Source organism: Leifsonia sp. NPDC080035, assembly GCF_040050925.1.
In the GTDB taxonomy this organism is placed as follows: Bacteria; Actinomycetota; Actinomycetes; order Actinomycetales; family Microbacteriaceae; genus Leifsonia.
The window spans coordinates 360,882-374,271 of record NZ_CP157390.1; the positions used below are offsets into that span (position 1 = coordinate 360,882).

At 71.9% G+C, this 13,390-nt stretch carries 14 protein-coding genes; 3 read left to right on the plus strand and 11 right to left on the minus strand.

All coding sequences use genetic code 11. The annotated features are described in order from the left end of the window. Positions 1 to 38: 38 nt before the first annotated feature. Entirely contained in the window at positions 39 to 1,193 is a 1,155-nt protein-coding gene (gene ispD / locus AAME72_RS01765) for a 2-C-methyl-D-erythritol 4-phosphate cytidylyltransferase (RefSeq protein ID WP_348788542.1), read from the minus strand. Between the two features lie 97 nt (positions 1,194 to 1,290). Beyond that, positions 1,291 to 1,773 (minus strand): CarD family transcriptional regulator, encoded by a 483-nt coding sequence (locus AAME72_RS01770; protein ID WP_021763858.1) that lies wholly within the window; start codon positions 1,771 to 1,773, stop codon positions 1,291 to 1,293. 177 nt (positions 1,774 to 1,950) lie between these two features. Between AAME72_RS01770 and AAME72_RS01775 the strand changes: the two genes are divergently transcribed. Next, positions 1,951 to 2,454 carry a hypothetical protein gene (locus tag AAME72_RS01775; RefSeq protein ID WP_348788543.1) on the plus strand — a complete coding sequence of 168 codons (504 nt, stop codon included), beginning with the start codon at positions 1,951 to 1,953 and terminating at the stop codon, positions 2,452 to 2,454. 63 nt (positions 2,455 to 2,517) lie between these two features. Here AAME72_RS01775 and AAME72_RS01780 read toward each other — a convergent pair whose 3' ends face one another. Next, on the minus strand, positions 2,518 to 3,201 hold the full coding sequence (locus tag AAME72_RS01780) for a response regulator transcription factor (RefSeq protein ID WP_348788544.1): 684 nt from the start codon (positions 3,199 to 3,201) through the stop codon (positions 2,518 to 2,520). Further along, complete coding sequence (locus AAME72_RS01785; RefSeq protein WP_348788545.1) at positions 3,198 to 4,349, minus strand: ATP-binding protein; 1,152 nt, start codon at positions 4,347 to 4,349, stop codon at positions 3,198 to 3,200. The genes AAME72_RS01780 and AAME72_RS01785 overlap by 4 nt, the downstream gene beginning before the upstream one ends. 197 nt (positions 4,350 to 4,546) lie before the next feature. Between AAME72_RS01785 and phoU the strand changes: the two genes are divergently transcribed. Further along, on the plus strand, positions 4,547 to 5,206 hold the full coding sequence (gene phoU, locus AAME72_RS01790) for a phosphate signaling complex protein PhoU (protein ID WP_348788546.1): 660 nt from the start codon (positions 4,547 to 4,549) through the stop codon (positions 5,204 to 5,206). Positions 5,207 to 5,295: 89 nt separating this feature from the next. Here phoU and AAME72_RS01795 read toward each other — a convergent pair whose 3' ends face one another. Both AAME72_RS01795 and AAME72_RS01800 read right to left on the minus strand, forming a co-directional pair. Continuing rightward, positions 5,296 to 5,700 carry a 2'-5' RNA ligase family protein gene (locus AAME72_RS01795; RefSeq protein ID WP_348788547.1) on the minus strand — a complete coding sequence of 135 codons (405 nt, stop codon included), beginning with the start codon at positions 5,698 to 5,700 and terminating at the stop codon, positions 5,296 to 5,298. Positions 5,701 to 5,756: 56 nt separating this feature from the next. Further along, a complete protein-coding gene (locus AAME72_RS01800) occupies positions 5,757 to 6,506 on the minus strand; it encodes a phosphoglyceromutase (protein ID WP_348788548.1) in 750 nt (249 codons plus the stop codon). Positions 6,507 to 6,523: 17 nt separating this feature from the next. On the opposite strand from AAME72_RS01800, the gene AAME72_RS01805 reads away from it, so the two are divergent. Beyond that, entirely contained in the window at positions 6,524 to 7,372 is an 849-nt protein-coding gene (locus AAME72_RS01805; RefSeq protein WP_348788549.1) for a class I SAM-dependent methyltransferase, read from the plus strand. Between the two features lie 29 nt (positions 7,373 to 7,401). Here the strand turns inward: AAME72_RS01805 and AAME72_RS01810 are convergent, their stop codons facing one another. The 5 genes from AAME72_RS01810 to AAME72_RS01830 form a co-directional block, all read right to left on the minus strand. Then, on the minus strand, positions 7,402 to 9,462 hold the full coding sequence (locus tag AAME72_RS01810) for an iron ABC transporter permease (RefSeq protein ID WP_348788550.1): 2,061 nt from the start codon (positions 9,460 to 9,462) through the stop codon (positions 7,402 to 7,404). Continuing rightward, on the minus strand, positions 9,459 to 10,439 hold the full coding sequence (locus AAME72_RS01815; RefSeq protein WP_348788551.1) for an iron-siderophore ABC transporter substrate-binding protein: 981 nt from the start codon (positions 10,437 to 10,439) through the stop codon (positions 9,459 to 9,461). The genes AAME72_RS01810 and AAME72_RS01815 overlap by 4 nt, the downstream gene beginning before the upstream one ends. Continuing rightward, positions 10,436 to 11,290 carry an ABC transporter ATP-binding protein gene (locus tag AAME72_RS01820; RefSeq protein WP_348788552.1) on the minus strand — a complete coding sequence of 285 codons (855 nt, stop codon included), beginning with the start codon at positions 11,288 to 11,290 and terminating at the stop codon, positions 10,436 to 10,438. Before AAME72_RS01820 ends, AAME72_RS01815 begins: the two co-directional genes overlap by 4 nt. A gap of 109 nt (positions 11,291 to 11,399) precedes the next feature. Further along, positions 11,400 to 12,512, minus strand: a complete 1,113-nt coding sequence (locus AAME72_RS01825; RefSeq protein ID WP_348788553.1) for a glycine cleavage T C-terminal barrel domain-containing protein — start codon at positions 12,510 to 12,512, stop codon at positions 11,400 to 11,402. Then, positions 12,512 to 13,108, minus strand: a complete 597-nt coding sequence (locus AAME72_RS01830) for an FABP family protein (protein WP_348788554.1) — start codon at positions 13,106 to 13,108, stop codon at positions 12,512 to 12,514. The genes AAME72_RS01825 and AAME72_RS01830 overlap by 1 nt, the downstream gene beginning before the upstream one ends. Positions 13,109 to 13,390 lie beyond the last annotated feature (282 nt).

A 13,390-nucleotide genomic window follows, 5' to 3' on the forward strand; every position in this document is an offset into this window, starting at 1 on the left:
CGGCCGCGCCGCCGGGGTCAGGATACGGCGCGGGCGGCTCAGCGCACGAGGAGGGCCGTGGCGAACGCCGCGATGCCCTCACCGCGGCCCGTGAAGCCGAGGCCGTCCGTCGTCGTCGCGCTCACCGACACCGGGGCGTCGAGGATGCGCGAGAGCAAGGCCTCCGCCTCCACCCGCCGCGGCGCGAACTTCGGACGGTTGCCGACCACCTGCACCGAGACGTTGCCGATGCGGTAGCCCTCCGCCTCCACCAACCGCCGCGCCTCGGCGAGGAAGACCTCGCCGTGCGCTCCGGAGAAGCGCGGGTCGCCTGTGCCGAAGACGCCGCCGATGTCGCCGAGTCCCGCGGCGGCGAGCAGGGCGTCCACGATCGCGTGCGCCACCGCGTCCCCGTCGCTGTGCCCGGCGAGTCCGGGCTCCCCCGGCCAGAGCAGGCCGGCGAGCCAGAGCTCGGCGTCCGGATCGAAGGCGTGCGTGTCGGTGCCGAAGCCGATGCGCGGCGGCGTCGTGCCGGAGAGCAGTTCCTTCGCGCGCCGCAGGTCCCACGGCGTCGTGATCTTGAAGGCGTGCGCGTCGCCGGGTACGACGGTGACGGGATGTCCGGCCGCGGCGACGAGTCCGGCGTCGTCTGTCTCGTCGGTCGTCGCCGCCTGGTACGCGGCGACGAGCTGCGCCCGGGGGAAGCCCTGCGGCGTCTGCACCGCGGACAGCTGGGAGCGGTCCACGGTCTCCCGGACCGTCCCGGTGCCGTCGACGCGCTTGATCGTGTCGCTGACCGGCAGGCCGGGGATCACGCCGCCTCCGGTGGCGTCCACCGCGTCCACCACGGCGTCGAAGAGCGCAGAGGGTGTGAGCGCGCGGGCGGCGTCGTGCACCAGCACGACCTCCACCGACGGGGCGAGCTCCGCCAGGCCGGCGGCCACGGAGCGCTGCCGGGTCTCGCCTCCGGCCACCACCGCCACCGGGGCGCCGAGCGCCGTCTCGCCGATGGCGGCGGCCTCCCCCACCCGGTCCGACGGGGCGACCACGATCAGCTGCGTGCGCTCGCTCATGCCGCGGGCGGCACGGATCGAGCGCTCCAGCAGGGTGAGGCCGGCGAGCGGGACGAACGCCTTCGGTGCCTGCGCACCGAGGCGGGTGCCGCTGCCTGCGGCGACGACGATGACCGCGATGCGGGGTTCCGGAGTGCTCACCCCCCGAGCGTACCGACCGTCGGGGGCCGCGCGGGAACGAGGAAGGCCCCGCGGCACGAATGCCGCGGGGCCCGAAACCTCGATGGGTGGGAGACGCCTAGGAGGCGAGCACCTCGTCGAGCAGGCTGGACGCCTTCTCGTCGTCGGTCTTCTCCGCGAGAGCCAGCTCCGAGATGAGGATCTGGCGCGCCTTGGCGAGCATACGCTTCTCGCCGGCGGAGAGGCCGCGGTCCTGGTCGCGACGCCACAGGTCGCGGACCACCTCGGAGACCTTGATGACGTCGCCCGACGCCAGCTTCTCCAGGTTCGCCTTGTAACGGCGGGACCAGTTGGTGGGCTCCTCGGTGAACGGAGCGCGCAGCACCTCGAAAACGCGGTCGAGGCCCTCCTTGCCGATGACGTCACGCACTCCGACGAGGTCGACGTTCTCGGCAGGGACCTCGATGGTGAGGTCGCCCTGCGTCACGTTGAGCTTGAGGTACAGCTTCTCTTCACCCTTGATGATTCTTTTCTTGACCTCGGTGATCGTTGCAGCACCGTGGTGGGGGTAAACGACGGTTTCGCCAACCTCGAAAAGCATAGATATGTTGTCCCTTCAGCAATGAATAGGATACCACACGGGGCACATGCTAAGGTTCGCCCTCACACCTCCGCACCGGCCGGAGAGCCCTCGCGCATGCGATAAACTCGGACCGTAAATCCGCTTCGCACCCAGGCATCACCGCGCCGTCGAGCGGAACGATCGGGAGGTCATTCAGTGAAAGCTCGTGCCGCGGCGTCCGTCGTCCTCGCCCTGGCGGTCGCGTTCGGAACCGCAGGCTGCGGTCTTGTCGCCCCGCAGGCCACCACGAAGCACTACGACGCCAGCGACGGCGTGAGCGGATCCGTCGGCCAGATCGACGTGCGCAACGCGATGATCATCACCGACGGCGTCGGCGGAAAGGTCGGCAACCTCGTCGTCACCCTGGTGAACAACGACGCCAAGAGCCACCGTGTCGCCGTCACCTCGGGCGAGAGCAGCGCGAAGGCGTTCGTCACCGTCCAGCCCGGCCAGGTGAAGCAGGTCGGAACGACCCCGGACGAGGCGTCGGCCAGCAACATCTTCCTCACGCCGTTCACGGCGCTCCCCGGCGCCCTCTACCCGGTGTACTTCCAGTACGCCGACGAGACCGGCGCGAAGCTGGACGTCCCCGTCCTCGACGGCGGCCTCGAGGAGTACAAGGACCTCGTCCCCCCGACGATCCTCCCCGCGCAGCAGTAGCGCGGCTCGGACACGAGAACGCCCCCGCCCGGAAGGGTGGGGGCGTTCTGCCGTCCGGCCGGCTCAGCCGTTGAAGCGGTAGCCGAGCCCGCGCACGGTGACGAGCATCTGCGGGTCAGACGGGCTCTCCTCGATGCGGGAGCGGATGCGCTTGATGTGCACGTCCAGCGTCTTGGTGTCGCCGAAGTAGTCGCTCCCCCACACCCGGTCGATCAGCTGGCCACGGGTCAGCACGCGTCCGGCGTTGCGGAGCAGCAGCTCCAGCAGCTCGAATTCCTTCAGCGGCATGGAGATCTCGGAACCGTTCACGGCGACCGTGTGCCGGTCGACGTCCATCCGCACCGTGCCCGCCTCGAGGATGCCGTCGTCCGCCAGCTCCGTCTCGTCCACCCGCCGGCGGAGCACCGCGCGGATGCGGGCGAGCAGCTCGCGGGAGGAGTACGGCTTCGTCACGTAGTCGTCGGCGCCGAGCTCCAGCCCGACCACGATGTCCACCTCGGAGTCCTTCGCGGTGAGCATGATGATCGGCACCGTCGAGCGGGTGCGGATCTCGCGGCACACCTCGGTGCCGGGGATGCCCGGCAGCATCAGGTCCAGCAGGACGAGGTCGGCACCGGTGCGGTCGAACTCCGCCAGCGCGGTGGGGCCGTCCTCGGCCACGGTCACGTCGTAGCCCTCACGCTTCAGCAGGTACGCGAGCGGCTCGCTGAGCGCGGCCTCGTCCTCGACGAGCAGGATGCTTGTCACTGGTTCTCTCCTATCGGGGGACGGATGGTGGATGCCTCGGGCAGCCGGATGGTGAAGGTGGACCCGCGGCCGGGCTGCGACCAGACGCGCACCTCGCCGCCGTGGTTCTGCACGGCGTGCTTCACGATCGAGAGGCCGAGGCCGGTGCCGCCGGTGTTGCGCGACCGGGCCTGATCGACGCGGAAGAAGCGCTCGAACACGCGGTCGAGGTCGTCCTCCGGGATGCCCTCGCCCTGGTCGGTGACCGCGATCTCGACGACGCCGTCGACCGAGCGCACGCCGATCCCGATCCGCGAGTCGTCCGGCGAGTACTGGATGGCGTTGGAGATGAGGTTGTGCACCGCCGTGACGAGCAGCGCCTCGTTGCCGATCACCAGCGCATCCTTCTCGCCGCGCATCGCGATCTCGATGTTCCGCGACTCCGCCGCCACCCGGTTCTGGTCGATGGCGGACTTGACCACGTTCCGCGCGGAGAGCTCCTCGGCGTCCCCCAGGGCGTCGGCCGCCTGCAGACGGCTGAGCTCGATGATGTCCTGCGTGATGCGGGCGAGCCGGGACGCCTCCTCGCTCAGCCGCAGCGCGAACCGGCGCACCTGCTCCGGGTCGTCGGACGCGTCGTCCAGCGCCTCGGCGAGCAGCGACACCGCGCCGATCGGCGTCTTCAGCTCGTGGCTGATGTTGGCGACGAAGTCGCGGCGCACGGAGTCCAGGCGGAACGACTCTGTGCGGTCCTCCGCGAGCAGCAGGATGTACCGGGAGCCGAGACGGGCGACCCGCACGCTCAGGTGGATGTTCGCGTCGCCGAACGGCCCGCGCGCGAGCTCGCACTCCTCCGTGGCGGGCTCGCCGGTGCGGCGGACCCGGTCGACGATGTCGACGAGGTACGGGTGCACGAGGGCGCCGTTCCAGACCAGGCCGATCGCGTGCGCCCCCGGGGACGCCTTGATGACGTTGTTCGACGGGTCGAGCACGACGCCGGCGGACTCCATCGCGTCGAGCACCTGGTCGACACCGTCCGGGACGCTCGGGCTCACCACTTGCGCGGCGTGATCGCCGCGCCGCGCGGCGATGTGCAGGATCCACACGAAACCGGCGCCGACGACGAGCCCGAGGCCCAGCGAGAGCAGCACCAACCAGGCGGAGTCCATAGCTGCAAGCGTAGGGGACGCGTCACGCGCCGGATGGACGCATCCCGCCTGCCGCCGCGTGTTTTCGCGGGTACGTTAGACAGTGTTCAGGCGCACGGCACCAACCGTTAACCTGACGCGACGACCATGCTGCACGGGGTCAGACGACCCCGTATCCCGCGTGCGTGCGCGCACGCCCAGGAAGGACCTCATACCCCATGCGCGAAGTTTTCCAGCAGGAGCTTGCCGAAGTCCAGGACCGGCTCGTCGAGATCGCCGAGCTGGTCGTCCGCTCGATCGAGAACGCCACCGCGGCGTTCACGGAGTCGGACGTCTCGCTCGCCGAGGACGTGATCGCCAACGACCACAAGATCGACGAGCTGACGGTGCTGCTGGACGAGCTGTCCATCCAGATCCTCGCCCGCCAGCAGCCGGTCGCCCGCGACCTGCGCATCGTCGTCAGCGCGCTGCGCATCAGCGCCTCGCTGGAGCGGATGGGCGACATGGCGGAGCACATCGCCCAGCTCGCCCGATACCGCTTTCCGGACAAGGTCGTCCCGAAGTCGCTGCGCGCCACCTTCGCCGAGATGGGCCGCCTGGATGTGGCGATCGCGCAGAAGCTCGCGGAGCTGCTGCGCACGCAGGACATCCGGCTCGCCGACGAGATCCGCAACGACGACGACGACATCGACGAGCTGCACGCCAGTGTCTTCGACAAGGTGCTCGGCGAGACCTGGAAGGGCCAGGCCGTCGACACGGTCGACGCGACCCTCGCCTCCCGCTACCACGAGCGCTTCGCGGACCACGCGGTGTCGATCGCGAAGAAGGTCCAGTACCTCGCGACCGGTGACTGGGCCCCCGAGCTCGCCGCCCCCTGACCCTCCCCGCTCTCGACCCCGACCGCCGAGTGCGCGAATAGTCCGCGTACTCGGCGGTTCTTTGTCGATTCTTTGCGTACTCGGCGGTGCTAGGCGAGGGGAATGCGGGCGGCGACGCGGCGCTGGGAGTGCGGGGCGCGCTCGACGAGCGCCAGCTCGGTGACGGTGGCGTGGTCGCCGGGATCCAGCGCGGTGTGACGTTGCCGTGTGGCGTGCGGGCGGTAGCCGTCCAGGATGTGGTGCCGGTCGTGGATGCGCGCGCCGGCGGCCTCGAGCGCGCGCACCGCATCCCGGTGCAGGGCGAGGAGCGCCGGCGAGGGGTGCAGCAGCGTCACCGGGATGTCCCGGCGCCGCCCGAAGGCGGCCCGCTCCCCCGCGACGACCCGCACCGCCGGCGACCGCGGGAGCAGCGCGGCCACGGCCTGCGCGTCGAGCTCGGTCTCGAACGGCGGCACGATGGTCACGTGCAGCGGCCAGTCGCCGCTGGAGAACACGTCGTCGCCGCGTCCCTTCAGGAACGCGACGACGACGAAGGTGCTGAGGGCCGTGGCTACTTCTTGCCCTGCGCGGCGACCGCGGCGGCACCGGCGGCGGCGGCCTCCGGGTCCAGGTAGGCGGCGGGCTCGATGGGACGGAACGACTCGTCGAGCCGGTAGACCAGCGGGATGCCGGTGGGGATGTTGAGCTCGGCGATGTCCTCGTCGGAGATGCCGTCGAGGTGCTTGACGAGCGCGCGCAGCGAATTGCCGTGCGCGGTGACGAGGACCGTCTTGCCCTCGGTGAGGCTCTTCGTGATGTCCGACTCCCAGTAGGGAAGCATCCGGGCGATGACGTCCTTGAGGCACTCGGTGCGGGGCAGGTCGTCGCCGAGGTCGGCGTAGCGCGGGTCGTGCGCCTGCGACCACTCGCTGTGGTCGGGCAGCGGCGGCGGCGGGACGTCGAAGGAGCGACGCCAGAGCTGGAACTGCTCGGGGCCGTACTTCTCGAGGGTGTCCGCCTTGTCGAGGCCCTGCAGCGCACCGTAGTGACGCTCGTTGAGGCGCCAGGTGCGCTCGACCGGGATCCACAGCCGGTCGGCGACATCGAGCGCGTAGTTCGCGGTCTGGATGGCGCGGGTCAGCACCGACGTGTAAAGGATGTCGGGCGTCAGGCCGGAGGCGGCCAGCAGCTCGCCGGCGCGCTTCGCCTCGGCGACGCCCTGCTCGCTGAGCCGGACATCGACCCAGCCGGTGAACAGGTTCTTCTGGTTCCACTCGCTGTTGCCGTGGCGGAGGAGGATCAAGGTGTAGGGGGCGGACATGGAAATAATCTTGTCACATGCCCTCGAGAGCGATCAGCGCCGTGACGCCGCACGGCGGCGCGGTCGGCGCGGTCACCCGCGGCACCACCAACACGAACCGGCTGCGGCGGGTCGACCGCTGGATCGCAGCGCAGCCACTGCTTCGCCGCACCGCCGATCCGCTCGTCGTCGACCTCGGCTATGGCGCGAGCGGGGTGACGGCGTTCGAGCTGCACCAGCGGCTGGCGAAGGCCCGGCCGGACGTGGAGGTCGTCGGCCTCGAGATCGAGCCGGGCCGGGTGCGGTTCGCGCGGGAGCAGCTGCGGGAGGTGCGCGAGGGCGGCACCGGTTTCGACCAGGACGCGCGCATCCGGTTCGACGTCGGCGGCTTCGAGGTGCCGCTGCCGGACGGGCGGCTGGCCGCGGTGATCCGGGCGTTCAACGTGCTGCGCCAGTACGACGAGGGCGAGGTCGCGGCGGCGTGGCAGCGGATGCGCTCGCGCCTGCAGCCGGACGGCATCCTCGTCGAGGGCACCTGCGACGAGATCGGCCGCGTCGCGAGCTGGGTCGCCGTCGGCCGGGAGGGGCCGCGAACGCTCACGGTGTCGCTGCGCCTGACAGGCCTGGAGGCTCCGTCGATCGTGGCGGAGCGCCTGCCGAAGGCGCTCATCCACCGCAACGTCCCCGGCGAGCGCGTCCACGACTTCCTGCGGGACCTCGACCGCGCCTGGCGGGTGAACGCGCCGCTGGCGCCATACGGTCCGAGGCAGCGCTGGATCGCGGCGGTGCAGGGGATGCGGGACTCGGGCTGGCCGGTGGCCGGTGGGAGGACGCGGTGGCGGCTCGGCGAACTCACCGTTGCCTGGGCCTCCGTCGCCCCGCGCTGAGCTGCTTCCCGTTCGCCGAGGGGCGCGGGTCAGGCCTCCGCGCGGGAGCGCCACAGCAGCCAGAGGAAGTACGGCGCGCCGATGACGGCCGTGACCAGCCCGACCGGGATCTGCGCGGGCGCGATCAGTGTGCGCCCGATGGTGTCGGCGACGCTCACGAGCAGCGCTCCGAGCAGCGCGGCGACCGGCAGCACCCTGGCGCTGCGCTGCCCCACCAGGGATCGCGCGGCGTGCGGGGCGACGAGCCCGACGAAGCCGATGACGCCGACCGCGGAGACCGCGGCGGCCGTGAGCGCGACCGCGATCGCGAGCAGCCGCAGCCGTGCGCTCCCCAGCCGCACCCCGAGCAGGCGCGGGGTGTCCGGGTCCAGCCCGACCAGATCCAGCTCGCGCGTCGAGAACACGAGCAGCGGGATGGCCGCGACGAGCACCACGAGCACGGGAAGCACCTGTTCGAACGTCCTGCCGTAGGTGGATCCGGACAACCACACCAGCGCCTTCGCACCGTTGAACGGGTCGGTCAGCACGATCAGCAGGCTGGTCAGCGCCGTCGCACCGGAGGAGACGCCGATCCCGATCAGGAGGAGCCGGTTCTGCTCCAGCCCGCCGCGCGCCGCCAGACCGAACACGACGGCCGCGGCCGCCGCTGCGCCGGCCAGCGCTGCGCCGCCCACCAGCCAGAAGCTCGCGAGCGGGATCGCCGTGATGACGACGATCGCGCCGACCCCGGCGCCGCCGACGACGCCGAGGATGCCCGGCTCGGCCAGCGGGTTCCGGGACACGGCCTGGACGATGGCGCCGGCGATGGCGAGCGCGGCACCCGCGAGCAGCGCGGCGCCCACGCGCGGAAGCCGGGTGTCCAGCACGAACGTGACCACGCGACCGGCATGACCGGTCAGCCAGTTGCCGACGTCGCCGAGGAGCAGCCGCGCGTCCCCCAGCAGGACGGCCGCGACCATGGCACCCCCGAGCGCGACGGCGCAGACGACGAGGGCGATGACGAACGCCCGCCTGCTGCGCAGCCGGACGAAGGCGGTGCCGGACGAGCTGTTGCTCGTGTCCCTGGATCGGTGGGCCAGGTACACGAGCACGCCGGCTCCGAACACCGTGGTCACGATCCCGGTCGGCACGGAGACGCCCGCCTGCGCGCCGAAGAGGGCCCGCAGCAGTACGTCGGCGCCCAGCACGACGATGACCCCGGCGACCGCGGACGCCGGGAGGAACGCACGGTGCCGCATCAGTCCGGGCACCCGCGGGCCGAGCAGCCGGACGATCAGCGGGGCGCAGAGGCCGACGAACCCGACGGGACCGGCGATGGTCACCGCCACGGCGGCGAGCACGACCGCGAGCACGACCGCGATCGCCCGTGTCGAGCGCGGGTCGACGCCGACGGAGGCGGCGCCCTCGTCACCGAGTCCCAGGATGTCGAGCCGGCGTCCGAGCACGAGCAGACCGGCGAACGCCACGGCCGCGACCGGCGCGAGCTGCAGCACCGGCCCGAGCCCGGTCTGCGCGAGCGAGCCGTTGCCCCACGCGAACAGTCCGGTCGTCTCTTGCGCGTGCAGCAGCAGGAGCATCCCGCTGATCCCGCTGAACGCGAGCGTCAGCGCGGAACCGGCGAGCACCAGCCGCACCGGCCCCGCACCCGCCCGCGACAGCCCCAGCACCACCGCGGCTGCGGCGAGGCCGCCGGCGAAGGCGGTCGCGCCGGCCGGCAGCGAGGGCAGGACGACACCGAATGCCGCCACCGCGACGACCGCCAGGTAGGCGCCCGCGTTCACCGCGAGCGTGTCCGGCGAGGCGAGCGGATTCCGCGACACCGACTGCAGGGCGGCGCCCGAGGCGCCGAGCGCGGCACCGACGACGAGACCGGCGAGCAGCCGGGGGAGGCGGGAGGCGATGAGCACGGCGTCGGCCTGCGTCGAGCCCGCGCCGGTGACGGCCCGCCAGAGCGCGTCGGGCGCCAGCACGGCGGTGCCCTGCCCGAGGTGGGCGATCGCGAGGGCGACGAGGACGACGACGGCCGCGCCCGCCAGCAGGCCGAGCCGGCCGACGCCGAGCCGGCCGGCGCCCGGGCGGGCGTCGCTCACGCGGTCAGCGCGGAGACGACGGCGCCGACGTACTGCTTCATCGAGGCGGTGCCGCCGAACATCCAGATGCCGTCGGGGAGCCGGTGGACGTCTCCCGCCGCTACGAACGGGAGCGACGTCCACACGGCGTTGTCCTTCAGAGCTCCGGCGAACGGGTCGGTGCCGTCCGCGTTGTTGGTGATGTAAAGGAACACGACGCCCTTCCCGAGCGCCGTCAGTCCCTCGACGTCGGTGGATGCGAGTCCGTACGCCTCGTCGCCCTTCAGCTTCCACGGGTCGGCGAGGCCGAGCTCGGTGTTCACGTCGGCGAGCAGGGAGCCTCCCACGTAGGGGCGCACGGAGACCTGGCCGCCCTGGACCCAGCCGTCGGCGAAGGCGACGGGGCGGCCGCCGAGCCCGGCGTCGGCGAGCGTCTTCTTGGCGTCGGCGATCGTCTTCCGGAACGAGGCGATCTCGGTCTTCGCGCGGTCCTGCGTCCCCGTCGCCTCGGCGATGAGGTTCACGTTGTCGATCATCTGGTCGATCTGCCGGCTCGCGTCGGCCGAGCGCACCACGATGACCGGCGCGACCTTCTCCAGCTGGCCGATCGCCGACTCGGACAGGTCGGTGGTGGCGACCACAAGATCCGGCTTCAGCGACGCGACGGTGTCGACGCTCGGCTCGCCGCGGGTGCCGATGTCGGTGACGCCTGCGGGCAGCTTCGCGGCGGTGTCCCACGCCGTGTAGCCCTTCACGTCGGCGGCGCCCACCGGGTCCACGCCGAGGCTGACGAGCGTCTCGACGACGTTCCACTCGGTGCCGACGACCCGGGCGGCCGGGCCGTCCAGCTTCACCTTCTCGCCGCGCGCATCCGTGACGGTCAGCGACGAACCGGAAGCGCTCTCGCCGGAAGCGGCCTCGGTGGTGCCGCACCCGCTCACAACGAGAGCGGCCACGGCCGCGACGGCGGCGATGGGCAGGAGACGACGGAGGATCATGGGGTCCTTTCGGTTCGGAGGGTGTGCCGGCCGACCGTGCGGGTGCGCGGGACGCCGCTGAGGGCGTCGGGCTCGACGTGGATGCGGATGCCGTAGACCTCGGTCAGCAGCTCCGGGTCGTAGACGTCGGCGGCGTCGCCCGCGGCGACCACCCGGCCGGCGGAGAGCAGCACGACGCGGTCGGACACGGCAGCCGCCTGGTCGAGGTCGTGGAGCACCATGCCGACGGTGACGCCGTGGTCGTCGGCGAGCTCGCGGACCAGGTCCAGGATCTCGACCTGGTAGCGCAGGTCGAGGTAGGTGGTCGGCTCGTCCAGCAGCAGGACGTCGGTGTCCTGCGCGAGGCAGCACGCGAGCCAGACCCGTTGCAGCTGGCCGCCCGAGAGCGCCTCGACGCCGCGGTCGGCGAACGGGGCGACGCCGGTGAGCCGCATGGCCCTCTCGACGGCGGCGGAGCCGTGCGGGTCGGCGCCGTTGAACCGGCGGCGGTGCGGGTGCCTGCCGAAGCCGACGACCTCGCGGACGCTCAGCCCGGCCGGAGTCGGCCTGCTCTGCGCGAGCATGGTCACGATACGAGCGAAGGCCGGGCGGGACAGCGCGAGCGCATCCACGGATCCGCCGTCCGCCTGCTCGACGACGATGTCCGCCGTGCGCGGGTGCTTCAGCCGGGCGATCGCCCGCAGCAGCGTCGACTTGCCGCTCCCGTTCGGTCCGATCAGCGAGGTCACCCGGCCCGCGGGCAGCTCGAGTGCCGCGGAGTGGACGACGTCGACGCCGTCGTAGGCCACGGTCACCTCACGGGCGGCGAGGCCGGACGGCGGGCGGGTCGGCGAAGCGAAGGGAGCGGACACGGTTGGTTAGGTTAGCATTACCTAACACGCTTCTCCACCCGGCGCGAGAGATCGCATCCTGGGCCCGCGAACCCGCTGGCCCAGCGGTTTCTGGCGCGCTCGAGAGGCGTCAGCCGCGCGGGGTGCGGGTGACCGCGCCGAGGCGCGGCAGTCGCGGCACGTCGGCCTCCGCTCCGGCCTCCGGCGGCACGACGACCTCCTGAGCGGCCGCGACGGCGGTGCCGTCCGCGGCCACCGTCAGCGTCGCCGCCGGGTCGGTGCCGCGCTTCACCACGGCGAGCGCGATCGGCCCGAGCTCGTAGTGCAGGGCGACGGAGGTGACGGTGCCGACCTCGCGGTCGTCGAGAGACACGACCGCACCGCGTTCGGGATGCACGCCCTCCGAGCCGTCCAGGTGCAGCATCACGAGCCGGCGCGGCGGGTGGCCGAGGTTGTGCACCTTCGCGACCGTCTCCTGACCGCGGTAGCAGCCCTTGTTCAGGTGCACGGCGGTGCGCAGCCAATCGAGCTCGTGCGGGATGGTGCGCTCGTCGACCTCGGTGGAGAACCGCGGCCGCCACGCGGCGATCCGCAGCGCGTCGGCGGCGAGGGTCCCGGCGGCGGTGAGCTCTCCGGACTCGACGCGCGCGACGATGGATGCGAGAGCGTCCCGCGGCACCAGCCGCTCGCTCCAGCTCCAGTCCGCGCCGGGATGCTCGCCGCGCGCGTACTGGTGACCTCCGGGCGTGACGGCGTGCCACGGGTCGCGCCAGATCAGCGGCACGCCGCCCGGCGCTGCGATCGGGAGCGGCGGGTCGCCGAGGGTGCCGATGGTGGCGAGGTCCTCCGTGCGGTCCGCGACCTCGACGCGCAGCATGAAGCGCATGGAGTCGAGCCAGGAGCGCAGTCCCTCCGCCTCGGGTCGGTCGACCAGCAGCCACACGGTCTCGCCGTCGTCGAGGACGCGCGCCGCGTGCTCCACGCGGCCTGTCACATCCAGCAGAAGGGTCTCCGACGACTCCCCCGGCTTCAGCCCGGTGAGCGCCTGGCTGGTCAGCGAGTTGAGCCAGCTGAGCCGGTCGGGGCCGGTCACCGTGAGCACCGAGCGGTCGGAGAGGTCGACGATCGCGCCGCCCTCCACGAGGGCGCGCTGCTCGGCGAGCGGGCTGCCGTAGTGCGACGGGACGCCCGATCCCGTCGTGTCGACAGCGCCGGGCAGCCCGAGGAACGGTGAGCCGGACATCACTCCACCTTGGCGAGGCGGGCGGACGCGTGCGTGCGCAGGTCCTGGCCGAGTGCGGCGATGTCCCACGCCCAGAGCAGATGGTTCTCGACGAGCCCGTACAGGCGGGTCGCCGCCGTGTAGTCCTTCGCCCCGGCCGTGCGGACGACGGCGTCCGTGGCCAGGTCGATGCGCGGGCCGTTCACGCGACCGAGATAGAGCTCGCTGACGCCGTCGGGGTGGATGATCGAGACGTCGATGTCGAAGCCGCCGTGCGACGCGCGGAGCGTCTCGACGGACTGCGCCGTGCCGAACGGCCGGGGACCCTCGCCCGGCAGCATCGCCGGCCCTGCATCCCCTTCGATCAGCTTGCGGCTCAGCCGCCAGTAGCCGGTCTCGGCGGCCAGCGGCGTGTGCTCCTCATCGAGGATCCACGAGGTGGAGGTGTAGTTCAGGTAGGGCTGACCGTCGTGGCTGAAGCTGATCCGCTGCCCGAACTCGCGCTCGGTGTGCTCCTCGCCGATCGCGTAGTCGAGCACACCTGTGCCCTCCCACACGCCGATCAGCCAGGAGAGCGGGACGAGCTCCGCGGGGAGGTCGGTGGGGATCTCGATCATGCTCTACGGTCTACGCGATCAGCGCTGCCCGCGGAAGAGGTTGTAGACGACCACACCGGAGACGCCCAGGATCGCGAGGGTGGCCAGGCCCAGCAGGCCGATGAAGAAGAGTTCGAGAGCGACGAGCATACGGCCAGTCTAATCAGTGCCCGAGCGTGGTGAGGCCTGCGGGAAGATCTCCGGAGACGATGATGCGTTTTCTATCGCTTCCGGAGATCTTCGCGGGTCACATCGGCGTGTTGCGTGAAAAACTCCGGGATGGACGGCGGACTCGCAATCACC

Excerpts from the sequence above, each read along its gene's own strand:
- AAME72_RS01770 (WP_021763858.1), bottom strand. The coding sequence starts at position 1,773 with ATGCTTTTCGAGGTTGGCGAAACCGTCGTTTACCCCCACCACGGTGCT.
- AAME72_RS01785 (WP_348788545.1), bottom strand. The coding sequence starts at position 4,349 with ATGGACTCCGCCTGGTTGGTGCTGCTCTCGCTGGGCCTCGGGCTCGTC.
- phoU (WP_348788546.1), top strand. The coding sequence starts at position 4,547 with ATGCGCGAAGTTTTCCAGCAGGAGCTTGCCGAAGTCCAGGACCGGCTC.
- AAME72_RS01800 (WP_348788548.1), bottom strand. The coding sequence starts at position 6,506 with ATGTCCGCCCCCTACACCTTGATCCTCCTCCGCCACGGCAACAGCGAG.
- AAME72_RS01805 (WP_348788549.1), top strand. The coding sequence starts at position 6,524 with ATGCCCTCGAGAGCGATCAGCGCCGTGACGCCGCACGGCGGCGCGGTC.
- AAME72_RS01815 (WP_348788551.1), bottom strand. The coding sequence starts at position 10,439 with ATGATCCTCCGTCGTCTCCTGCCCATCGCCGCCGTCGCGGCCGTGGCC.
- AAME72_RS01825 (WP_348788553.1), bottom strand. The coding sequence starts at position 12,512 with ATGTCCGGCTCACCGTTCCTCGGGCTGCCCGGCGCTGTCGACACGACG.
- AAME72_RS01830 (WP_348788554.1), bottom strand. The coding sequence starts at position 13,108 with ATGATCGAGATCCCCACCGACCTCCCCGCGGAGCTCGTCCCGCTCTCC.